We start from the raw sequence: 22957 nt of genomic DNA, 5'->3' as shown, positions 1-22957 counted from the left end.
CCATAAAAGTAGAATTTTGCATAACGAATGGCTTTATTATGAAAAATTAGCCTAAAGAGCAGAAATAGCAAATATTACACTTTTATTAAAATGGCAAGATGTTGATTTTGTTGGTTATTGTTCCATTTCATTTAGTTTGGTTTAGTTAATTTTGTACGGTAATTTTCAATGTAACCATGTGTGATAAGTCTCGTTACAAACATTTTCGGTTAACTATAAAATTAGCACTTGAATAAAGTCACATTTAGGAGGAGTATTCGCGACCACTTATTAACCGCTTCAAATTGTTACCCCATGATAAACTTAAACCAATTTGACTCTCTATTGCCGCCTCAAATGGCTGAACGCGCAGCGGAAATTGGCCTAGGCAAAGCAACTAAAGATCCAATGAAATCTCTATTACTAGCAATCTCTGCTGGTATTCACATTGGTATCGCCTTCATCTTCTATACCACAGTAACGACCGGTGCTTCTGAAATGGCATGGGGCATGAGTCGTTTAATTGGTGGTATCGCCTTCAGTTTAGGTTTGATCCTTGTTGTTGTAACAGGGGGAGAGCTATTTACCAGTTCAGTATTAACTCTAGTTGCTCGTGCAAGCGGTAAGATCACTTGGGGAATGCTGTTTAAAAACTGGGTAGTGGTTTATATCGGCAACTTGATTGGTGCCTTATTGCTAGTGGGTTGTATGTTGGTGACTAAACAGTACATGTTTGGTCACGGCGAAGTCGGCTTAAATGCGATGGCAATATCGCAGCATAAGTTACACCATGGATTCTTCCAAGCTGTCACACTTGGCATCATGTGTAACGTGTTGGTCTGTATCGCGGTGTGGATGACCTTTAGCGGCCGTACTTTGACCGATAAGATCATGGTTATGATCTTGCCAGTGGCAATGTTTGTTTCAGCAGGCTTTGAACACTGTATTGCGAATATGTTCCAAGTTCCGATGGCGATTGGTATTAAAACTTTCGCACCAGAGGCATTTTGGCAAATGACAGGCGCGAACATCGCAGATTATGCTGATCTAAATCTGGTTAATTTTATCCTGAATAACCTGATTCCAGTTACATTAGGTAATATTATTGGTGGTGGATTGTTCGTTGGTATGTGGTATTGGTTAATCTACCTACGTGATGATGTTCATTGATACATAGCTTCGGAAATGAAGGAAGGCTCGCAATGCGAGCCTTTTTTACATCCATTCACTGTCCCTAGGCCAAGAGATTGAAGCCTCTATCTCCGCCAGCTCTCTCGGTTTATCAACCAACCAATTTTTTTGATCGTCGCTATTGGGCTCTTGCTTATCAATAGAGTGGCTAACTAATTCGAACACTGTCGACTGCATTCATCATTCCCTCAGAATAAGTAACAGAGGCCTAATCTAGGGCGCCGTAGTTGCAGATTGATGACAGATCGATTGGATATAAAATGATCTTTTCCATTTCTGCCTACAGCCTTATCCACAGAATCTGTGGATAAGATCTTAAATAACTAAATATATTGGCTATTTATTACTCATGCTGACTAAAACTCTACCATTAGGAAGGATGCAATTTTTTATGCACAGACTCAGAGTGATCGCGATGGAGACAGAGAGCATGACAAAGATGGCCACCATGATCATCAGTTGATACTTAATTGCGATAAGGGGACTGGCTCCCCCAAGGATTTGTCCCGTCATCATTCCTGGGAGCGTGACGAGCCCTGTGGTACTCATTGAGGCGAGGGAAGGGGCGAGTGATTTCTGCAGCGCTTCCCTAATAAATGGTAGCGTCGCATAACGAGGAGACGCGCCTAGCGATATCGCGCCTTCATATTCCGCTCTGCGCTGTTCTAGGCTAGTAAATACATTTTGTAACGCAACGATATTGCCGCTTAAGCAGTTGCCTAGCAGCATGCCTGCCAAAGGAATTAGGTATTGGGCGTTGTAAAACGGAGTGGGTTTTACGATCACTAAGCAAATAAGGCTAAGCAGTGGAAATAGTCCAATCAATAGCCCAGCCATCACTGGCCACATCACGCTATTTTTCGGCAGTTTTGTTTTGCTGACGATTGCGCTGGCGCCAATCATAATCATCGCCAATAGCCAGATTAAATTTATCATCAAGCTATTGATTTTAAATAGGTACTCAAGGTAGATGCCGACAAGGGCGAGCTGGATTGCCATCCGCGTAACGCTGATAATCAGCTCTTTTTCTATCTTTAATTGGTAGTAGCGACTGATCGCTAAAGGGATAAGCAGTGTGGCAAAAAATAGTGCTAATACTGACCAATGAATATCGACAACAGATGACATAAAACCTCTCCCTGAATTGGCCTAATTGTACCTTAGAAATGGCCATTTTCTGGCAGTGTTTTTTGTTTACATCAGTTTCTCGGCAAGAGTTAAAATGTTACCTATTATTAACAAGTGGGCAACTTGTGCGTGAGTTCTTGCTTAAAGAAGCTGTAAAATTCGACAGGTTTTCATGTGATACAGATCACATTTAATGGCCAGTTCAAAATGGAAATGCTGTTAATATTTCTTAATAAAAAAAGATATTTTTACATATGAATCTTTATTCGAACACATCTCTGTATCAACTCAAAAAAGTAGTGATTAAAAGAGCTTGGAGAGGAGTAATTGATTGAACCCTATAAAGAGTATGGTCTAAAATTTTTATCAGAAACAGTCGAACAGTCAGCTCTAATTGCGGAGTTGATAAATAACACTAAGTACACGATAGGCAAATGTATGAGTGATGTTAACAAAATTGAGAGTGGTGAAAAACGCTCACTGGAGTGGAAGTCTTTCCTCTTCATTGCAGTTGTTCTCTTCCCGATCCTAAGTGTGGCGTTCGTAGGCGGCTACGGATTTATTGTTTGGGCACTACAAGTGTTCTTCTTTGGTCCTCCTGGCGCACACGGCATGTAAGCCGTTGAGCTCATTTACACACTTTTGAAAAGATTTTAAGAGAGCAAGCAATGAAATCATTAATCATTAAACTGTGGCGCACTATGACGCGTCCAGCGGTTCATATCAGCCTTGGTGTTCTTACCATGGGTGGTTTTATCGCTGGTGTTATCTTCTGGGGTGGTTTTAACACTGCACTTGAAGTAACGAACACAGAGAAATTCTGTATCAGCTGTCACACTATGCGTGACAACGTATACGTAGAGCTGCAAGAAACCGTTCACTGGAAAAACCACTCTGGTGTTCGCGCGACTTGTCCAGACTGTCACGTTCCTCACAACTGGACTGACAAAATTGCACGTAAGATGCAGGCTTCTAAAGAAGTATTTGCACAAGTGTTTGGCAACTACGACGAACCAGGTGTTTTCGAAGAGCGCCGTATCGAACTTGCTAAACACGAATGGGATCGTTTCTCTGCAAACAAATCTCTAGAGTGTAAAAACTGTCACAACTACAACTCAATGGACTTCGAGCAAATGTCTCCAACAGCTCGTATCCAGATGAAACAAGCTGCTGAGAAAGATCAGAGCTGTGTAGACTGTCACAAAGGTATCGCGCACAAACTTCCAGCAGGTATGGATAGCATTGGCGGTATCGTAGGCGACCTAGAAGCACTTGCTTCAAACACTAACTACGATGTTGGTCAAACTCTAGTGAGTGTTCGTCACCTACCAATCTACTTCGATGACAAAGGCGAGAAAGAAGCAGGTCTTCTAAACCCAGCGTCAGAAGTAAAAGTAATTGCTGACAAAGGCGATTACGCTGAAGTTGAAATTGACGGCTGGCGTAAAGCGAAAGGCTTTGGTCGCGTAATCCAAGCTGACTTCGGTAAAAACATCGCAGTGGCATCTCTTCTTAAAGAAGCATCAACAGACAGCAATGTCGTGACTACTGGTGAGAAGAAAGTTGACGAACTAACTGGTCTTCCTTGGGAGAAAGTGGCAGCGAAAGTATGGATCAAGAAAGAGTCTATGCTAAACGACATCACGCCAGTTTGGGAAAAATCAGCTGAAGCATACAAAACTAACTGTTCAGTATGTCACACTCAACCTGCTGAAGCGCACTTCGATGCGAACACTTGGCCAGGTATGTTTGACGGTATGCTTGCATTCGTTAACCTAGACACAGACAGCGAAGCATTGATTCTGAAGTATCTACAAATGCACTCTTCAGATTTCGCTGAAGGTCACCACTAATAAGCGTCGGATGGAGTAATTTTTAATGGCTATTACACGAAGAAGTTTTCTTAAAGGCGTAGCAACGACAAGTGCAGCGACTGTAATTGGTCCTAGCTTATTAGCGTCTGCTTCGGCTAGTGCAGCTGAGACTACGGGTACTTGGAAAGTAACCGGTTCTCACTGGGGCGCGTTCCGCGCCCACATCTACGCGGGTAAAGTTCAAGAGATCAAACCGCTAGAACTGGATAAGAACCCAACTGAGATGCTTAACGGTATCAAAGGTATTATCTACAGCCCATCACGTGTACGTTACCCAATGGTACGTCTAGACTGGCTGAAAAAACACAAGTACAGCGCAGATACTCGCGGTAACAACCGTTTCATCCGTGTAACTTGGGATGAAGCACTAGACTTGTTCTACCGTGAACTAGAGCGCGTACAAAAAGACTACGGTCCATGGGCTCTACACGCAGGTCAAACGGGTTGGAACCAAACAGGTGCATTCAACAACTGTACTGCGCACATGCAACGTGCAGTAGGTATGCATGGTAACTTCATCACTAAAGTAGGTGACTACTCTACTGGTGCAGGCCAAACCATCATGCCTTACGTACTAGGTTCAACTGAAGTTTACGCTCAAGGTACATCTTGGTCAGAGATCCTAGAGAACTCAGACAACATCATCCTTTGGGCAAACGACCCAGTGAAAAACCTACAAGTAGGTTGGAACTGTGAAACTCACGAGTCGTTCAAGTACCTAGCACAGCTAAAAGAAAAAGTAGCGAAGGGCGAAATCAATGTTCTTTCTGTAGACCCAGTTAAGAACAAGACCCAACGTTACCTAGAGAACGATCACCTGTACATCAACCCGATGACAGACGTAGCGTTCATGCTGGCTGTAGCTCACACGCTTTACAACGAAAACCTATACGACAAGAAGTTCATTGAAACTTACTGTCTAGGTTTCGAAGACTTTATCGGTTACGTTCAAGGCGAAACTAAAGATAAAGTCGTTAAGACTCCTGAGTGGGCGGAAGAGATCTGTGGCGTTAAAGCTGACAAGATCCGCGAATTCGCACGCATGCTAGTAAACGGTCGTACACAGATCCTTATGGGTTGGTGTATCCAGCGTCAAGAGCACGGTGAGCAGCCATACTGGGCAGCAGCAGTAGTTGCAGCAATGGTTGGTCAAATCGGTCTACCTGGCGGTGGTATCTCTTACGGTCACCACTACTCAAGTATCGGTGTACCTTCAACTGGTTTTGCTGGCCCTGGTGGTTTCCCTCGTAACCTAGATACGGGTATGAAACCAAAATGGGACAACAACGACTTTAACGGTTACAGCCGCACAATCCCTGTTGCGCGTTGGATCGACTGTCTACTAGAACCAGGTAAAGAGATCCGTTACAACGGCGGTAAAGTAATCCTGCCAGACTTCAAGATGATGGTGATCTCGGGTAACAACCCATGGCACCACCACCAAGATCGTAACCGCATGAAGAAAGCATTTAAGAAGCTTCAGACTGTGGTAACTATCGAGTTCGCTTGGACTGCAACATGTCGTTTCTCTGATATCGTACTTCCTGCATGTACACAGTGGGAACGTAACGACATCGACGTATACGGTTCATACTCGAACAAAGGTCTAGTGGCGATGCACCGTCTAGTAGACCCACTGTTCCAATCTAAGCCAGACTTCCAAATCATGAGTGAACTAACTCAACGCTTTGGTCGTCGCGACGAGTACACTCGTGGCATGAGCGAAATGGAATGGATCGAGAGCCTATACAACGATTGTAAAGATGCGAACAAAGGTAAGTTCGAAATGCCAGAATTCGCAGAGTTCTGGAAAGAGAGCGTACTAGACTTCGGTGAAGGTAAACCTTGGGTTCGTCACGCGGACTTCCGTCAAGACCCTGAGATCAACCCACTAGGTACTCCGTCTGGCTTTATTGAGATCACTTCTCGTAAGATCGGCCGTTACGGTTACGAACACTGTCAAGAGCACCCAATGTGGTTCGAAAAGACAGAACGTTCACACGGTGGTCCAGGTTCTAAGAAACACCCGTTCTGGCTACAATCTTGCCACCCAGACAAGCGTCTGCACTCACAAATGTGTGAGTCAGAAGAGTTCCGTGCAACTTACGCTGTTCAAGGTCGCGAGCCTGTATACATCAACCCTCTTGATGCAAAAGAAAAAGGCATCAAAGATGGTGATCTAGTACGCGTGTTTAACGACCGTGGTCAGCTAATGGCTGGTGCTGTGCTAACTGACAGCTACCCACGTGGTGTTATCCGTATCGAAGAAGGTGCATGGTACGGTCCTCTTAATGAGAAAGAGGGCGCAATCTGTACTTACGGCGATCCAAACACACTAACGCTAGATATCGGCTCTTCTGAGCTAGCTCAAGCAACGTCTGCAAACACTTGTATCGTTGACTTTGAGAAGTTCAAAGGCAAAGTACCACCAGTAACTTCATTCGGTGGTCCAATCGAAGTTGCTTAATCGCAAATTTGATTCAGCGTGATAAAAACCAGCCTCCGGGCTGGTTTTTTTGTATCACTAATCTCCTCCGCAGTTTTCCTTGCACTCGAATCAGTGACAGTGCTCGGAATCCCGTAGCTTGAAGTCACAGAATATAGAATACCAAGGAATGAAACCGACTCTTGAGCTTCTAGCACTAAGTAACCAATCCTATGAAAACGTGAGTTACATAATGTTAATTTTATTTGATTTCATAGATTTAACTCAGTGCTAATGTTGTAATTTGGTCAAAATATCCCCGTAGAGAGAATCGATGTTTCACCGAATTACCTTGCCATGCCAAGTCGAAATTACCGTTGCCAGCAATCAGCTATTAGCTGTGCAGCAAGGTAATGAATTGAGCTTTTCTTTTGGTGGTCTTTCTAACGATCCTATTAACAAGCGCTACCCATTATTCAGTCTTGGTTTCTACCTTGAACACGATGCGCAAATCTACGGCGATGGTTTTCAGATGAGTTGTCAGAGCTTCGGCACATTCGATAACCTTCGTATACTCGGTGATTCTGCGGATAGTGGCACCTCGATGCGAGTCTACCCAAGTGGTCATCTTCACCGTTTCTACAACTATTTGGTGATTGGTGATTCGCTTGGTTATACGCTGTTCGGTTTTACCTCCTGCCATCGGTTTGCTGGATTTTTTGAGATAGTCGAGAGCGAGGGACGCCATCAAATTGTCGCGTATATTGATGGTGAAAACAGTTCACCCAGAGAGTGGTCTACTTACGAGTTAGAATCGGTAGTGGTACTTAAATCGACGGATTTAAATCAACTGTATGATGAGTACAGCGACTATCTTTGTCAGCATCATCAACCTAAAATCAGTCGACTTGATGTTCCGCCTGTTGGTTGGAGTACGCAACATTCGTCAGGCGAGTTGTTAGAAATGGACGCTCTGCTGGGGAGTTTAAATATCCAACAGTCCCAATATTCAAGTTTGGAATATGTGTTGATCGATCGAGGTTATCAACACCTAGTTGGTGATTGGTCTGACGGAATAGAAGAATTTAAAGCCAAGCTGTTACCGATGGTCGAACAGATTAGATTGCACGGCAAACGCCCTGGTTTATGGCTTGCCCCTTTCCTTGTTGCGCCTAACTCCGCATTATTTAGTCAGCATCCAGAATGGTTTGTCAGTAATGGCGCGGGTTCACCTATGCGTGCAGACGAAGTGACCGCCGCTGGGATAGACGGTAAAGCCTGCTATGTACTTGATACCACAAATCATGAAGTGCAAGAGCACCTATCGTTACTGTTTGAGATGCTTTCTCAAGAGTTAGGTGTCGAGCTGTTTAAACTGGACGGATTATATTGGGGCACAGTTCAAGGTCATCGCGATGCCAGAGGGATTACTAGCATTGAAGCCTATCGGATGGGGCTACAAGCAATTAACGATGCGGTGGGAGAGGCATACGTGTTGCTGAATAGAGCGCCATTATGGGCCTCCCTTGGCTTAGCCGATGGTATGCGAGTTACGGATAGTGCCGTACGTGATGAACGCCAATATGAACAAAACGCTATCACTACTTTCTTAAGAGGGTGGCAACATGGCAAGTTATGGCAAGTGGATCCAGAAAGGTTGGTATTGACCTCCCTAGCCAATCAGGGGTGTGAGCGTCGTTATTATGATTTCCACCGCACCGTGCATCTGGCGAGTGGCGGAGTATTGTTTTCCGGTGATCCGCTGGATGACATTACCCCATTTGCAAAAGAATCTATCAAACTATTGGTCGAGAGACATAAAACCAGCGCTTCACCTGCACAATTCTCTTCGTTGACGTTACATCATGCATCGCTGAACCTCACTCCTCATAACGAGCTACATTGCCTATTTAACTACAATCAACCAATTCGTGGTGTCATGCTGACCGCCAATACTCCAGTTAATTGGTACGACTATTGGAGTGGTGAAAAGCTGAATCAAGTGCCCACTCAAGCGTTCGAAGTGATGTTAGATTCTGGACTTTCGGCAAGAGCCATCGTGAGTGTTGGATAGTCATTCAGCTCGCTGACAGAGCCACCTAGCGACAAGCGACTGTCGTTTCTAAGCCAAGTTTTTAAGCACAGTTTCTAAGGAACGTTTCTGATCAAAGTGGCTAATCGAAGCTTCTATTCTGCCTATCATTCAATGCTATGGAGCCCTTAAAGGGCGCGGGTATTAGTCGCCATTCATCGGCCGCTGCTATACACTAAGCACCGAACAAAGACATTGGTTAGGTTTTTTATGTCCATTATCTTGGGAATAGACCCAGGCTCTCGCATTACAGGCTATGGCGTTATTCGCCAGCAAGGCCGCCACCTACAATATTTGGGCAGTGGCTGTATCCGCACTTCAGAGAAAGAATTACCAGGTCGCTTGAAGCAAATTTACGCTGGAGTGACTGAAATCATTACGCAATTTCAACCGGATGTATTTGCCATTGAGCAAGTATTTATGGCGCGCAATGCTGACTCCGCACTTAAGCTGGGACAAGCACGTGGTAGCGCCATTGTGGCTGCGGTGAATGCTGACCTTCCCGTGCATGAGTACGCGGCAAGGCTCATTAAACAAGCCGTTACCGGTACCGGTGGCGCAGATAAACAGCAAGTTCAGCATATGGTGCAACAGATGCTAAAACTGCCAGCATGCCCACAAGCCGATGCTGCCGATGCCCTTGGCGTAGCAATTTGTCATGCAAACACCAACAAAACACTGATTGCACTAGCAGGCAAAGCCACAGGCGCGCGCCGTGGACGCTATCGTTAGTCGATTTTAACTGGCTATCCATCCAGTTATTTATTATTATCGCTGCAACTATTTATAACTCTAGGTACCTACCGTGATTGGACGTCTTCGTGGCATCTTGCTAGAAAAGCAACCTCCTGAACTCCTGATTGAAGTCAATGGCATTGGCTATGAAGTGCAAATGCCAATGAGTTGTTTCTATGAACTGCCAAATGTCGGCGAAGAGGCAATTATCTATACGCATTTTGTTGTGCGTGAAGATGCCCAACTGCTGTATGGCTTCAATACAGTTAAAGAGCGTGCTTTGTTCCGCGAAGTTATCAAAGCCAACGGCGTAGGGCCAAAACTTGGCTTAGGTATTCTTTCTGGCATGACGGCGACCCAGTTTGTTGCCTGTGTAGAGCGTGAAGATATTTCAACACTAGTTAAGCTACCGGGTGTGGGTAAAAAGACCGCTGAGCGTTTAGTGGTAGAGATGAAAGACCGCCTGAAAGGTTGGAGTGCGGGTGATCTATTTACGCCATTTACTGACGCTGCGCCATTGGATAATGGCTTAACGCCATCACAAGGTAATGCGGAAGAAGAAGCGGTGAGTGCACTACTTGCGCTAGGCTACAAACCAACCCAAGCTTCTAAAGTGGTATCTCAAGTGCAAAAACCGGGCATGAGCAGTGAAGAGCTGATCCGTGAAGCACTGAAATCCATGGTGTAACCGAGAGTTTAAGGGAACAAAATGATTGAAGCTGACCGCCTAATTGCCCCAGACAATCCCAGTTTTCGTGATGAAGATGTGATTGACCGTGCGATTCGTCCCAAAAAGCTTGCCGATTACCAAGGTCAAGATCACGTGCGTGATCAGATGGAGATCTTCATCAAAGCCGCTAATCTGCGCAGTGAAGCGCTGGATCACCTGTTGATCTTTGGTCCTCCGGGTTTAGGTAAGACGACTTTAGCCAATATCGTGGCCAATGAAATGGGTGTGAACATTCGCACCACATCGGGTCCGGTATTAGAAAAGGCAGGGGACTTGGCGGCTCTTTTGACCAACCTTGAAGAAAATGACGTTCTCTTCATTGACGAGATCCATCGTCTTAGCCCAATGGTGGAAGAAGTACTCTACCCGGCGATGGAAGATTACCAACTCGACATTATGATTGGCGAAGGCCCTGCGGCACGCTCAATCAAAATCGACTTGCCTCCTTTTACTTTGATTGGTGCAACCACACGTGCCGGTTCACTCACTTCGCCGCTGCGTGACCGTTTTGGTATTACCCAGCGTCTTGAGTACTACAAAGTAGATGACTTGCAACATATTGTTCAGCGCAGTGCCGATTGTTTAGGTCTTTCGATGGAATCAGAAGGTGCACTGGAAGTGGCGCGACGTGCTCGTGGTACACCGCGTATTGCTAACCGTTTGCTGCGCCGTGTGCGTGACTATGCAGAAGTAAAAGCTGATGGTCACATCAGTGCTGACGTCGCTGATAAAGCGCTGAATATGTTGGATGTTGATGTTCAAGGTTTCGACTACATGGACCGCAAACTGCTTTTAGCCATTATGGAGAAGTTTGGTGGTGGTCCTGTTGGTTTAGACAATATGGCAGCGGCGATTGGTGAAGAGAAAGACACCATCGAGGATGTATTAGAGCCATACCTGATTCAGCAAGGTTACTTGCAGCGCACTCCGCGTGGGCGTATTGCGACCGATAGAGCGTATCTGCACTTCGGCATCGAAAAGTAAACTTAGTTTTTATTTCCGGTAATTAAAGCTCAAGTGTTTGTAATCAAATAAAATAGATTGTGAATATTTGGGCTTTTTTATTGACTATTAGAGCTTGACACTACCTTGATGTCGATGAGCTCACATTTTTCTAAACCCACCTAATACTTTTTAGGTAATCAAAAAATAAGCAATGTAAAAACATTGTGATCAAACCTTCCGTTCTTACATCTAGATTTCATCTTTTTCTAACATCAAACTTTAATTTAGATTGATTTAGATCAATCTGTGCGATTTTTGTTCGTTTTTCGCGATTTTTGCTTGATATAGATCAAGACGATTTGCGTTTATAAACCTTTTGAAACATCCGGCTTTTCGCAGTAATATTAGTGATAGCTATATTAGCTGATGCTTAACAATTAACTAACGATTGCAGTACATATTTATAACAATATGGTGTTTTTAGAAACATTCTCATGGAAGCAAAACACTTGAGATACTAAAGCAATGAACGTAAAGCGTGTCTTTCAGCCGACACATAGGAGTTCTCATGATTGACATAGTTGATCTATCGCGGTTGCAATTCGCATTAACAGCGATGTATCACTTTCTATTCGTACCACTGACTCTAGGTATGGCATTCCTTCTTGCCATCATGGAATCAATGTACGTAATGACCAACAAGCAGATTTACAAGGACATGACTAAGTTCTGGGGTAAGCTGTTTGGTATTAACTTCGCTCTAGGTGTGGCTACTGGCCTTACCATGGAGTTCCAGTTTGGTACTAACTGGTCATACTATTCTCACTATGTAGGTGACATTTTTGGTGCACCTCTTGCCATTGAAGCTCTAGTAGCCTTTTTCTTAGAATCCACTTTCGTTGGCTTATTCTTCTTTGGTTGGGACCGATTGTCGAAACGTCAGCACCTCGCAGTAACTTGGTTAGTTGCTCTAGGTTCTAACTTCTCGGCACTTTGGATCTTGGTTGCGAATGGCTGGATGCAAAACCCAGTGGGCGCTGAATTTAACTTTGAAACAATGCGTATGGAAATGGTGAGCTTCGCTGAAGTTGTACTAAACCCTGTAGCGCAAGTTAAATTCGTTCACACCGTTGCTTCTGGTTACACATGTGGCGCTATGTTTGTTCTAGGCATCAGCTCATGGTACCTACTAAAAGGCCGTGACGTAGCATTTGCTCGCCGTTCATTTGCAATTGCAGCATCATTCGGTATGGCTGCAATTCTATCGACAATCGTTCTTGGTGATGAATCAGGTTACGAGCTAGGTGAAGTGCAAAAAGTGAAGCTAGCAGCCGTTGAAGCTGAATGGCACACTGAACCAGCGCCAGCTGCGTTTACCGTGTTTGGTCTACCAAACCAAGAAACGATGGAAACGGATTTCGCACTTAAGATCCCTTACGTAATGGGTATCATCGCAACACGTTCTCTAGACGAGCAAGTAACGGGCCTACGTGACCTGCGTGACGACCACGTTGATCGTATCCGCACGGGTATGTACGCATACGAGCTACTTGAGAAATTACGCGCAGGCGATAAGTCAGAAGCGAACATGGCGGCATTTGATGAAGTGAAAGGTGACCTAGGTTACGGTCTACTTCTGAAACGCTATACAGACAACGTTGTTGACGCGACTGAAGATCAAATCCAAGCCGCTGCAGATGACTCTATTCCAACAGTATGGCCGCTATTCTGGTCATTCCGTATCATGGTAGCGTGTGGTTTCATCATGCTATTCGTATTTGGCGCCGCGTTCCTACAAACTTGCCGCCAGAAGATTGAACAGAAACCTTGGATCCTAAAAGCTGCGCTATTTAGCATTCCACTACCATGGATTGCTATCGAAGCCGGTTGGTTCGTGGCTGAATACGGTCGTCAACCATGGGCGGTAGGTGAAATTCTACCTGTACATGTTGCAGCCTCTGCGTTAACAGCAGCTGAAATTTGGACATCACTATTCGCTATTCTTGCGCTGTACACGGCGTTCCTAGTAGCAGAAGTGTACCTAATGCTGAAATTCGCTCGTAAAGGCCCTAGCAGCCTAAAAACAGGCCGCTACCACTTCGAGCAAGATGCTAACTCTGTAGAAGACAAAGTTAGTCGCCAAGTTGACGCGTAAGGAGAAAGAATATGTTTGATTACGAAATCTTACGACTTATCTGGTGGGTACTGATTGGTGTTCTACTAGTAGGTTTCGCCATTACAGATGGTTTTGACATGGGCGTTGGTGCGCTTGTGCCAATCATTGGTAAAAACGACACTGAGCGTCGAGTGATGATTAACACTATCGCTCCACACTGGGACGGCAACCAAGTATGGCTAATCACCGCAGGTGGTGCTCTATTTGCTGCTTGGCCATTGGTTTACGCAACGTCATTCTCAGGTTTCTACCTAGCGATGATCCTAACGCTTGCTGCGCTATGGCTACGTCCACTTGGTCTTGATTACCGTTCAAAGATCGAAGACAAAAAATGGCGTCAAACTTGGGATATCTGTATCGCAATCAGTGGTTTCGTTCCACCGCTAATCTTCGGTGTAGCGTTTGGTAACCTGCTGCAAGGCGTACCGTTCCAACTTAGCGACTTTATGATGCCAACGTACCATGGTTCATTCTTCGGTCTTCTTAACCCATTTGCTATCCTTTGTGGTCTAGTCAGTGTGTTTATGATCGTGATGCAAGGTGCAACTTGGCTACAAATGAAGACCACTGCTGACGTGCATACTCGTGCTCGTGGCGTAGCACAATTGATGGGTCTACTTACCGTTGCAGCATTTGTTGCAGCTGGCTTCTGGATTCAGAACATTGATGGCTACGTGATTACCAGTGTGATGGATACAAATGCACCATCAAACCCACTGAACAAAGAAGTAATTCGTGAAGCGGGTGCGTGGATGAACAACTTCGAAACTTACCCACTAATGTGGGCAGCGCCTGCTCTTGGTGTGGTTATGCCACTGCTTGCGGTTCTTGCTTCGCGTTTTGAAAAGTGTGGCTTTGCGTTCCTATTCTCAAGCTTGGGTAACGCAGGTGTGATTTTAACGGCTGGCTTTGCAATGTTCCCATTCGTAATGCCTTCAAGCCTAGTACCTGCTCACAGCTTAACTATGTGGGATGCAACTTCATCTGAGTTGACGTTGAACCTAATGACTGCTGTAGCAGCAGTAATGGTTCCAGTTATTCTTGGTTACACGTCTTGGACTTACTACAAGATGTTTGGCCGCTTGGATAACAAATACATTGAAGAAAACAAAAACTCACTTTACTAAGGAGCATTTACTATGTGGTATTTCGCATGGATTCTAGGTGTACTACTTGCTTGTGCATTCGGTATCATCAACGCTCTTTGGTTAGAGCACTCTGAGATGATGGACAAAGACAGTGAGTAATCTCGCTGACTTGATGACTAAACTGCATGCCCCATTGGATAAGACCCTATTTAGGGTTTTATCCCTGGTACTTGGGTTCTTTCATGTTGCAATGTTGATGTGGGACCCACATGCCTATTCAGAAGCGATTGGCGGCTTTAATGCAGTGATTTCGCCTCTGCTTATTTGGGCGGTATGTTCAAGTATGGTGTTTGGCCTGTCATTTAAGCCAAGAAATTGGTATTGGCAGCTACTATTCAGCCCATACATCAGTTTAGGGATTTTAATCTATTTAACAGTTGCTTACGTTTTATAGAATTTAATTGTACAAAAATCCATCAAGAACATATTGAAAAAACACCAGTTTATCTAAACTGGTGTTTTTTTTTAGTCGAACGTCTGAAATCACTCAACACTGCTTGCACATAAGTTATTGGAATGCGTTATAGTATCGAACTAATAGCATCAACATCGGGTGTAAACGTGGATAACGTACAGGTAGCATTTGAGTGGCCAATTACCGTCTATTATGAAGACACTGACGCAGGCGGTGTGGTGTACCACTCAAACTATTTGAAATTTTTTGAAAGAGCGCGCACAGAAATGCTGCGCAGTGCGGGTGTCTCGCAGCATGTTCTTTTGGAACAAAACATCGGTTTTGTAGTCCGACATATGGACATAGACTTTTTACAGGGTGCTAGGCTTGACGATCACTTGGTGGTGAGAACTTCCATCGCGGAGCTAAAGAAAGCATCGTTAACATTCTGTCAGGAGATCGTAAATCCTGATGGTAAAACATTGTGCCGAGCAATGGTTAAGGTAGCATGTATCAATAACGAGAGGATGAGACCAACAGCCATCCCTCATGCAATATTTATGGAGTTTTCTCGAAGTGACCGCTGATATCTCAATTCTTGACCTGTTTTTGCAAGCAAGCTTGCTAGTAAAAATGGTGATGTTGATCCTACTTGGCATGTCTATCGTCTCGTGGGCGATGATCATTAAGCGCAGTAAAGTGCTGTCTCAGGCCGCAAAAGAGTCTGAGTCTTTTGAAGACAAATTCTGGTCAGGCGTCGACCTATCGGTGATCTACCAATCTGTGGCAAAACGCAAAGATGAACTTTCTGGCACAGAAGAGATCTTTTACTCAGGTTTTACCGAGTTCGCTCGCCTGCGTAAATCAAATGCCAATTCACCTGACTACATCATGGAAGGCACAGGTCGCGCGATGCGTGTTGCCGTTGCCCGTGAAGTTGACGAATTGGAAAACAGCTTACCTTTCCTAGCTACGGTTGGCTCAATCAGCCCATACATCGGCCTATTTGGTACCGTTTGGGGCATCATGCATGCCTTTATCGCGCTGGGCGAAGTAAAGCAAGCGACGCTTGCAATGGTGGCGCCTGGTATCGCAGAAGCACTTGTGGCAACGGCAATGGGTCTGTTTGCCGCTATTCCTGCGGTAATGGCATACAACCGCCTAAGCAACAAGGTTTCTAAACTTGAGCACAGCTACGCTACGTTTTCTGAAGAGTTCCACAGTATTCTTCACCGCCAAGTCATGGCTGGCAGGGAGTAACGCATGGCGGGTTATCAACGTAAAAAGCGTAAAATGACCGCGGAAATTAACGTTGTTCCATATATCGACGTTATGTTGGTACTGCTGATCATCTTTATGGTGACGTCACCCTTTGTGACTCAAGGCGTTGAAGTAGAGCTGCCAAAAACGGAAGCGGCAGAGTCAATGCAAGACATGGCGCAAGACCCTAATACGACTTTTATCATTGTTGAAGTCGACCGTGATGGTAATTTGGGCTTGAGCGTCAACGATGAAGAAGTGATGCGTGGTATTTCACTGCAAGATCTGATTGTGCGCGTAAAAGCCGAGCTGAGCCTTAAACCGAACTCCCCAGTGGCAGTCGGTGGTGATGCGGCGACACCGTACGCAGAGATTGTGTTGATTTTGGATGAGTTGAGCCAAGCAGGTATCGAGAAAGTCGGCTTGCTAACGGACATCAAGGAATAAGTTCAGTCGCTTCATGAAAGACAGTAAGCCTAATAAAAACAAAATGGGCAAACCGATAGTGATATCGGTGGCTCTGCATGCCGCCTTAGTTGCTGCATTGATTTGGGGCACGGATTTCACCATGTCGGAACCAACCCCAACTGCGGGTATGGTTGAGGCCGTAGTGATTGATCCAGCACTGGTGCGCCAGCAAGCGCAACAAATCCGCAGTCAGCGTGAAGAAGCTGCACGTAAAGAGCAAGCTCGTCTTGATAAGCTGCGCCGTGAAAGCGAGCAGCTAGAGAAGAATCGAAAAGCGGAAGAAGAGCGTATTCGTAAGCTCAAAGAGCAGCAAGCACGTGAAGCAAAAGCGGCGCGTGAAGCTGAAAAACAACGAGTGAAGAAAGAGCAAGAACGCAAAGTTGAAGAAGAACGCGTACGCAAAGAAAAAGAGCGTGCCGTGAAAGCTGAGCAAGAGCGTAAAGCCAAAGAAGAAGCGGTGCGCAAGGCAGAAGAGCAGCGGGTAGCCAAAGAAGCGGCCATTGCTAAAGCGGAACAGCAACGTAAAGCTGCTGAAGAAAAAGCACGCAAAGAACGCGAAGCTGCTGAACGAGCGGAAAAAGAACGTATCGCGAAAGAGAAAGCCGCTAAAGAGGCCGCAGAGAAAGCGCGCAAAGAGACAGAGCGTTTACAGCGACTAGAACGTGAGCGTAAAGAGCAAGAAGCGGCGCTTAACGATATCTTTGCGGGGCTAGAATCCGAGTCGGAACAAAACAGTGCCGCACGCGGTCAATATGTTAATAGTGAAGTAGCGCGATTTGGTGCTATCTACACGCAACTTATCAAGCAAAACCTGTTAGTGGAGGACTACTTTCGGGGAAAGTCTTGTCGAGTTAACTTACGTTTGATCCCGACAGGATCGGGGGCGATCGTAGGTAACTTTAGTATACTCGAAGGTGATAGCCGCGTATGTGCGGCAACCAAGCGCGCCGTCGCCCAAGTACCGAGTTTCCCGCTGCCAAAAGAGGCGGATGTGGTAAACAAACTGAAAAACATCAATTTAACTGTTGAACTGTAATTAAAGGATTAGCTTGTGTTAAAGCGACTTATATTAGGACTAGCACTTATTATCTCTAGTACCGTTCAAGTAGCCAACGCGGCGCTGGAATTGGTCATTACCGACGGTATCGATTCGGCTCGTCCGATTGCTATCGTTCCTTTCAAATGGGAAGGCGCAGCGCCATTGCCGCAAGATGTTTCAGCGGTTATCGCTTCAGACTTACAGCGCAGTGGTAAATTCAGCCCTGTGGCGACCAGTAAAATGCCACAGACACCATACAACGAAACAGAAGTTAATTTCGATGCGTGGACAGGGCTTGGTGTTGACTCATTGCTAACCGGTAGCATTACTCAAGATGCAAAGGGTGACTACGTCATCAATTATCAGTTGGTGGATGTGGTTCGCGGCCAATTGACCAAAGGCCAAAGCCGCGCGTTAGGCAGTGATGGTGAACTGGTTTTATCTAAAGACCACGTATTGTTTAACAAACGTGCGACAGTGCCAAAGAACCGCTTACGTGAGTATGCGCACCGCATTTCTGATTTAGTTTACGAGCAACTGACTGGTGAGCGTGGCGCATTCTTAACCCGTATCGCGTACGTAGTTGTAAATGACAAAGATTCATACCCATACCAGCTGCGCGTGGCTGATTATGATGGTTATAACGAGCGTTTAGTACTGCGCTCAAAGCAGCCTCTAATGTCGCCATCTTGGTCCCCAGATGGAAAAGAGCTGGCCTATGTTAGTTTCCAAAATGGCCAAGCTGAAATCTTCATCATGAACATTTATACCGGTAAAAGTGAGAAAGTGACGTCATACCCACGTCACAATGGTGCGCCAAAATTTTCGCCTGACGGTAAACAACTGGCACTGGTTTTATCTAAATCGGGCAGTTTGCAGGTTTATACCCTCGATCTCGCTACACGAAAATTGACCCAGATAACGCGGGGCAGATCAAATAATACGGAACCTTTCTGGTATCCGGATGGAAAATCCTTGATTTTCACTTCCGATCGGGGTGGTAAACCTCAGATATATCGAGTAAATTTGGCTAGCGGTGACACCAGCCGTATAACTTGGCAGGGTAGTCAAAACCTCGGTGGTCAAATTACGCCAGACGGTCGTTTTTTGGTAATGGTGAATCGTAGCAATACTGGTTTCAATCTTGCGAAGCAGGATTTGGAAACTGGTACTGTCGAAATTTTGACAAAAACACTCTTGGATGAATCTCCAAGTATCGCGCCAAATGGCGGAATGGTCATCTATAGCTCGATCTATAACAAGACTAACGTATTGTCGATGGTCTCGATCGATGGGCGTTTTAAAGCGCGATTGCCAGCAACCAATGGCCGCGTCCGTGCTCCAGCTTGGTCACCGTTTTTGTAGCAAGTAAGTATCAATAAGTAAGGAAAACATAACAATGCAACTTAATAAAGTTCTTAAAGGGCTACTAATTGCACTACCAGTTCTAGCGGTTACTGCGTGTAGTTCAAGCGACGATGCAGCAAACGCATCGGGCTCGGAAACTAACAATGGCTCATCTACTACGGTAACGACACCAATTGGCCAAAATGGTCAACTGTCTGAGCAAGAGCTAAAAGATCAAGTAATGCAAGCGTCAACGATTTACTTCGCGTTTGACAATGCAACAATCTCTAGCGACTACGAAAAAGTTCTAGCTCTACACGCTGCATACCTAACGTCTAACCCTGCGCTAAAAGTAACAGTTGAAGGTCACGCGGATGAGCGTGGTACTCCTGAGTACAACATCGCACTAGGCGAGCGTCGTGCGCAAGCGGTATCTATGTACCTACAAGCGCTAGGTGTACAGGCTGATCAAATCGCTATCGTTAGCTACGGCGAAGAGAAGCCACTAGTGCTAGGTCAATCTAACGAAGCATACGCTAAGAACCGCCGCGCAGTTCTAGTGTACTAATTCGAGGAAGACCTCATGTTCAGTAACATCAAGCACATTATCTCGCTTACGTTACTGGCAAGTGCAGCGAACCTAGCGTTCGCTGCACCAGCTCCAGTATCTGATATTGGTGGCAGTACCAGTAGCTCCCGCTCATACTCAAATGAGACCGATATTCAACGTCTAGAGCGCCTTCTAGAGAACCGTAACCGTGTTCAGTTGCAAATGCAGCAACAACTAGACTCAATGGCTCTTGAGATCAGCGAACTTCGCGGTCAAATTGAAAAGAATAACTATGACATGCAGCAGATGTTGCAACGTCAGCGTGAACTGTTTGTCGAATTAGATAAAGTACGCCAAGAAAAAGCAACCGCGGTAGTGCCTGTTGAAACGCCTGCGGCAACTAGCGAGCCTAAAGGAACGTTTAGTAGCAATGCAGATGAGCAAACAGAATACCAAAATGCCGTTGATTTAATCCTTAAAAAGCGTGATTACACAGGCGCGATTGCAGCCTTTGTTCAGTTCCAAAAAGATTATCCAGATTCAAGCTTTACGCCTAATTCACATTACTGGCTAGGCCAGCTTTATTTTGCTAAGAAGCAAGATAAAGAGGCGGTTAAGAGCTTTGCTGCAGTGATTTCTTACAAAGATTCCAACAAGCGTGCTGATGCGCTAGTGAAACTCGGTGACATCGCTGAGCGTAATAATAATGCCGAACAGGCTAAGAAGTACTATCAACAAGTGGTAACCGAATACCCTGGCAGTGCTTCCGCGAATATTGCGCAAGAAAAACTGAAATAAGATCGAGTCAATTGAAAGAGGTGCCATGTGCACCTCTTTTTGTATCGGGTGAATCATCACAAATCAGACCAAGGTATACAGGAAAGCTTTTTGATTCTTGATGTCGATCGGAGTTACAATACTCGGATTAACGGAAGTTGCGTAGAGCAAAGCAATGAGTCACATTTTAGATAAAATCGATACTGTTTACCCTTTTCCTCCAAAACCAAGAAAATTAAGTGAAGAAGAGAAGCGCGCTCATATTGAGACGATCAAGCGTCTACTAGAAGAAAAAGACGCTGTGCTTATCGCTCACTACTATACCGATCCTGAAATTCAAGCGTTGGCAGAAGAGACAGGCGGTTTTGTTGGTGATTCATTGGAAATGGCGAAGTTTGGTAACCGTCATCCTGCGAGCACTCTGATCATCGCGGGTGTGCGCTTTATGGGCGAATCTGCCAAGATTCTTACACCAGAAAAACGCATTCTTATGCCAACACTAGAAGCAGAATGTTCACTAGACCTTGGCTGCCCAGCAGACAAGTTCACGGAATTCTGTGACGCGCACCCTGATCACACGGTAGTGGTTTACGCGAACACTTCAGCCGCGGTGAAAGCACGCGCTGACTGGGTAGTAACCTCAAGTATTGCCCTTGAAATCGTTGAGCACCTAGATAGCGAAGATAAGCCAATTATCTGGGGCCCTGACCGCCACCTTGGCTCATACATTGCCAACAAAACTGGCGCAGACATGCTGCTGTGGCAAGGTGAGTGTATTGTACACGACGAGTTTTCTTCAGATGCGCTGCGTAAGATGAAAGGTCTTTACCCAGATGCGGCGATTCTTGTTCACCCTGAATCACCAGCAAGCGTCGTTGAGCTGGCTGACGCTGTAGGCTCTACTAGCCAACTGATTAAAGCTGCAAAAGAGTTACCACAGCAGAAAATGATTGTGGCTACCGATAAAGGCATCTTCTTTAAGATGCAGCAGTTAGTACCAGAGAAAGAGCTGATTGAAGCGCCAACAGCTGGTGCTGGTGCGACTTGTCGTAGCTGTGCGCATTGTCCTTGGATGGCAATGAACGGCCTACAAGCAATTGAAGCGGCGTTGACTGAAGGCGGTGAGCAACACGAGATTTTCGTTGATGACGAGCTACGTGTTAAATCACTTATCCCGCTAAATCGCATGCTAGATTTTGCTGAGCAACTCAATATGCAAGTAAAAGGCAACGCTTAAGCGACTGCCCCTACAACCTAGATTATTTTTCTAAGCCAGCGTAACGCTGGCTTTTTTATGAGTTTTGCTTTCTATATCTCACCTATTTGCACTCTTTTCGCTTTTTTACGGTCTCTTTGCTTAAATTGAACGTACGACTAGAGAAAAGACAGGGCGATCTATGGGGTTGTGGCTATACCTTCGGCGTAAATTGCATTCGACACTGTTTACTCTCAGTGGGCGCAACCTCGCGTTGTTGATGCTGGCCTATATAGTGTTGTCATGGCTGCTCCTGTGGAGTGCTGGCGAATCTGATCTCACCGATAACTTCTCCAATTTTATTTATTATCTCATGGTCACTGCTTCCACTGTCGGTTATGGCGATCATTCGCCAGTGACCGATGCGGGCAAGTGGGTGGTCGTGCTATTTGTGATACCGGGTGGATTGGCGCTTTTTGCTTCGATTTTGGGCAGATTGGCGTCAAATATCGTTGAATATTGGCGTGCTGGCGTATTAGGGAAAAGAAAAGTGAATACAGATAACCATATTTTACTCTTAGGCTGGAATGGTCAACGGACTTTGCATTTGATTCGTATGCTGCAACACGAAGAAGAAGGTAATCGACCAATCGTACTTTGCACTCGTTCTGATATCGAGAACCCACTGCCGGGTGAAATCGGCTTTGTCAAAGTCAGCAGCTATACCGATGCGCAGGAAATGCAAAATGCGCGTATAGAGGCAGCCAGTTGCATTGTGGTCGATAACTTAGAAGATGACATTACGCTCTCTGCGGCTCTCTATTGCGCCAATATCAATGTTAATGCCCATCTTGTCGCTTATTTCAAAGACGAGGCGCTGAGCGCGCTGTTAAGCCAGCATTGCCCCAACGCAGAGTGTATTCCAGCTGTTGGCGCAGAGATGATCGCCAAAGCAGCGGTAGACCCTGGCTCGAGCGCGTTGCATCAAGAGTTATTAGCATCGACTCGTGGCATGACACAGTATTCAACCTATTACCCTGCGGCGGCATTAGAAACATCGGTGGAGAAGGTGTTTATGTTTATGAAGAAACATCATCAAGCCACGTTAATCGCTGTGGAAGGCGAGGGGGGGATTGAGTTAAACCCAGATCTGGATGCGGTGATTCAACCGGGGAATAAGCTGTTCTATATTGCTGATGAGCGCATCGAGCAGTTTGAGTGGGGGAAGATTAGTTAATGCTGTCATTTATCATAGCCTGAGCCTAAATTTGTCATCCTTGATAGCCATAACTTAAATTTGTCATTCCTGATAGCCGTAGGCGTAGTCAGGAATCTCGCTTTTGATCTATACAAACCAGCCTATTAGCAGGTATGTCCCGCTTAATACCCTTCCGTTTTTTTGAGCTTTCGTGAAAGCGGTCCAATTACTCTTTGCTATGGCTAAATATTTAGGGAATGGAGTAATCAGAAAGGTATTTAGTATCACTGACGCTGTCCGGTCGGT

General features: G+C 45.4%; 23 protein-coding genes. 21 read left to right on the top strand and 2 right to left on the bottom strand.

The genetic code is table 11. The features are described 5' to 3' along the window. Positions 1–297: 297 nt before the first annotated feature. Entirely contained in the window at positions 298–1149 is an 852-nt protein-coding gene (focA, locus tag IRQ95_RS02610; protein WP_194435464.1) for a formate transporter FocA, read from the top strand. Positions 1150–1194: 45 nt separating this feature from the next. Here the strand turns inward: focA and IRQ95_RS02605 are convergent, their stop codons facing one another. Both IRQ95_RS02605 and IRQ95_RS02600 read right to left on the bottom strand, forming a co-directional pair. Then, positions 1195–1347 carry a hypothetical protein gene (locus IRQ95_RS02605; protein ID WP_194435433.1) on the bottom strand — a complete coding sequence of 51 codons (153 nt, stop codon included), beginning with the start codon at positions 1345–1347 and terminating at the stop codon, positions 1195–1197. 159 nt (positions 1348–1506) lie between these two features. After that, positions 1507–2298: an ABC transporter permease gene (locus IRQ95_RS02600; protein ID WP_194435432.1), complete on the bottom strand. Its 792-nt coding sequence runs from the start codon at positions 2296–2298 to the stop codon at positions 1507–1509. A gap of 438 nt (positions 2299–2736) precedes the next feature. Here IRQ95_RS02600 and torE point away from each other — a divergent pair, with 438 nt between their 5' ends. The 20 genes from torE to IRQ95_RS02500 all read left to right on the top strand — a co-directional run bounded on the left by torE (position 2737) and on the right by IRQ95_RS02500 (position 22690). Next, the gene (gene torE, locus IRQ95_RS02595) at positions 2737–2916 is read left to right on the top strand and encodes a trimethylamine N-oxide reductase system protein TorE (RefSeq protein WP_005450728.1); all 180 of its coding nucleotides are present in this window, start codon (positions 2737–2739) and stop codon (positions 2914–2916) included. A 50-nt stretch (positions 2917–2966) separates the two neighbouring features. After that, positions 2967–4151, top strand: coding sequence for a pentaheme c-type cytochrome TorC (gene torC, locus IRQ95_RS02590; protein ID WP_075648004.1), 1185 nt, complete (start codon positions 2967–2969; stop codon positions 4149–4151). Positions 4152–4176: 25 nt separating this feature from the next. After that, positions 4177–6639 (top strand): trimethylamine-N-oxide reductase TorA, encoded by a 2463-nt coding sequence (torA, locus tag IRQ95_RS02585; protein WP_194435431.1) that lies wholly within the window; start codon positions 4177–4179, stop codon positions 6637–6639. 292 nt (positions 6640–6931) lie between these two features. Continuing rightward, positions 6932–8671: a glycoside hydrolase family 36 protein gene (locus IRQ95_RS02580; protein ID WP_194435430.1), complete on the top strand. Its 1740-nt coding sequence runs from the start codon at positions 6932–6934 to the stop codon at positions 8669–8671. Between the two features lie 228 nt (positions 8672–8899). Next, the gene (ruvC, locus tag IRQ95_RS02575) at positions 8900–9421 is read left to right on the top strand and encodes a crossover junction endodeoxyribonuclease RuvC (protein ID WP_075648001.1); all 522 of its coding nucleotides are present in this window, start codon (positions 8900–8902) and stop codon (positions 9419–9421) included. 73 nt (positions 9422–9494) lie between these two features. Then, positions 9495–10112 (top strand): Holliday junction branch migration protein RuvA, encoded by a 618-nt coding sequence (ruvA, locus tag IRQ95_RS02570; protein WP_075648000.1) that lies wholly within the window; start codon positions 9495–9497, stop codon positions 10110–10112. A gap of 21 nt (positions 10113–10133) precedes the next feature. Then, positions 10134–11138, top strand: a complete 1005-nt coding sequence (gene ruvB / locus IRQ95_RS02565; RefSeq protein ID WP_075647999.1) for a Holliday junction branch migration DNA helicase RuvB — start codon at positions 10134–10136, stop codon at positions 11136–11138. Positions 11139–11667: 529 nt separating this feature from the next. Next, the gene (gene cydA / locus IRQ95_RS02560) at positions 11668–13254 is read left to right on the top strand and encodes a cytochrome ubiquinol oxidase subunit I (RefSeq protein ID WP_194435429.1); all 1587 of its coding nucleotides are present in this window, start codon (positions 11668–11670) and stop codon (positions 13252–13254) included. Positions 13255–13265: 11 nt separating this feature from the next. Beyond that, positions 13266–14402 (top strand): cytochrome d ubiquinol oxidase subunit II, encoded by a 1137-nt coding sequence (gene cydB / locus IRQ95_RS02555; RefSeq protein WP_194435428.1) that lies wholly within the window; start codon positions 13266–13268, stop codon positions 14400–14402. 12 nt (positions 14403–14414) lie between these two features. After that, the gene (gene cydX, locus IRQ95_RS02550) at positions 14415–14522 is read left to right on the top strand and encodes a cytochrome bd-I oxidase subunit CydX (protein WP_000270284.1); all 108 of its coding nucleotides are present in this window, start codon (positions 14415–14417) and stop codon (positions 14520–14522) included. After that, a complete protein-coding gene (gene ybgE / locus IRQ95_RS02545) occupies positions 14515–14817 on the top strand; it encodes a cyd operon protein YbgE (RefSeq protein WP_194435427.1) in 303 nt (100 codons plus the stop codon). The genes cydX and ybgE overlap by 8 nt, the downstream gene beginning before the upstream one ends. A 122-nt stretch (positions 14818–14939) precedes the next feature. Then, the gene (ybgC, locus tag IRQ95_RS02540; RefSeq protein WP_431358045.1) at positions 14940–15404 is read left to right on the top strand and encodes a tol-pal system-associated acyl-CoA thioesterase; all 465 of its coding nucleotides are present in this window, start codon (positions 14940–14942) and stop codon (positions 15402–15404) included. Next, entirely contained in the window at positions 15394–16077 is a 684-nt protein-coding gene (gene tolQ / locus IRQ95_RS02535) for a protein TolQ (RefSeq protein WP_075647995.1), read from the top strand. Before ybgC ends, tolQ begins: the two co-directional genes overlap by 11 nt. 3 nt (positions 16078–16080) lie before the next feature. Continuing rightward, positions 16081–16524, top strand: a complete 444-nt coding sequence (gene tolR, locus IRQ95_RS02530; RefSeq protein ID WP_194435425.1) for a protein TolR — start codon at positions 16081–16083, stop codon at positions 16522–16524. A gap of 13 nt (positions 16525–16537) precedes the next feature. Continuing rightward, positions 16538–17581 (top strand): cell envelope integrity protein TolA, encoded by a 1044-nt coding sequence (tolA, locus tag IRQ95_RS02525; RefSeq protein ID WP_194435424.1) that lies wholly within the window; start codon positions 16538–16540, stop codon positions 17579–17581. Between the two features lie 15 nt (positions 17582–17596). Beyond that, positions 17597–18949, top strand: coding sequence for a Tol-Pal system beta propeller repeat protein TolB (gene tolB / locus IRQ95_RS02520; RefSeq protein WP_194435423.1), 1353 nt, complete (start codon positions 17597–17599; stop codon positions 18947–18949). 34 nt (positions 18950–18983) lie between these two features. Beyond that, positions 18984–19499: a peptidoglycan-associated lipoprotein Pal gene (gene pal / locus IRQ95_RS02515; RefSeq protein WP_194435422.1), complete on the top strand. Its 516-nt coding sequence runs from the start codon at positions 18984–18986 to the stop codon at positions 19497–19499. A gap of 15 nt (positions 19500–19514) precedes the next feature. Further along, complete coding sequence (ybgF, locus tag IRQ95_RS02510) at positions 19515–20279, top strand: tol-pal system protein YbgF (protein ID WP_194435421.1); 765 nt, start codon at positions 19515–19517, stop codon at positions 20277–20279. A 154-nt stretch (positions 20280–20433) separates the two neighbouring features. Further along, the gene (gene nadA / locus IRQ95_RS02505) at positions 20434–21495 is read left to right on the top strand and encodes a quinolinate synthase NadA (RefSeq protein ID WP_194435420.1); all 1062 of its coding nucleotides are present in this window, start codon (positions 20434–20436) and stop codon (positions 21493–21495) included. A 160-nt stretch (positions 21496–21655) separates the two neighbouring features. Then, entirely contained in the window at positions 21656–22690 is a 1035-nt protein-coding gene (locus IRQ95_RS02500) for a potassium channel family protein (RefSeq protein WP_194435419.1), read from the top strand. Positions 22691–22957 lie beyond the last annotated feature (267 nt).

Origin of the sequence: Vibrio fluminensis (assembly GCF_015278125.1) — a bacterium.
In the GTDB taxonomy this organism is placed as follows: domain Bacteria; phylum Pseudomonadota; class Gammaproteobacteria; order Enterobacterales; family Vibrionaceae; genus Vibrio; species Vibrio fluminensis.
The sequence above is the reverse complement of the archived record's forward strand: the minus strand, read 5'-3'. Positions and strand labels throughout refer to the sequence as shown.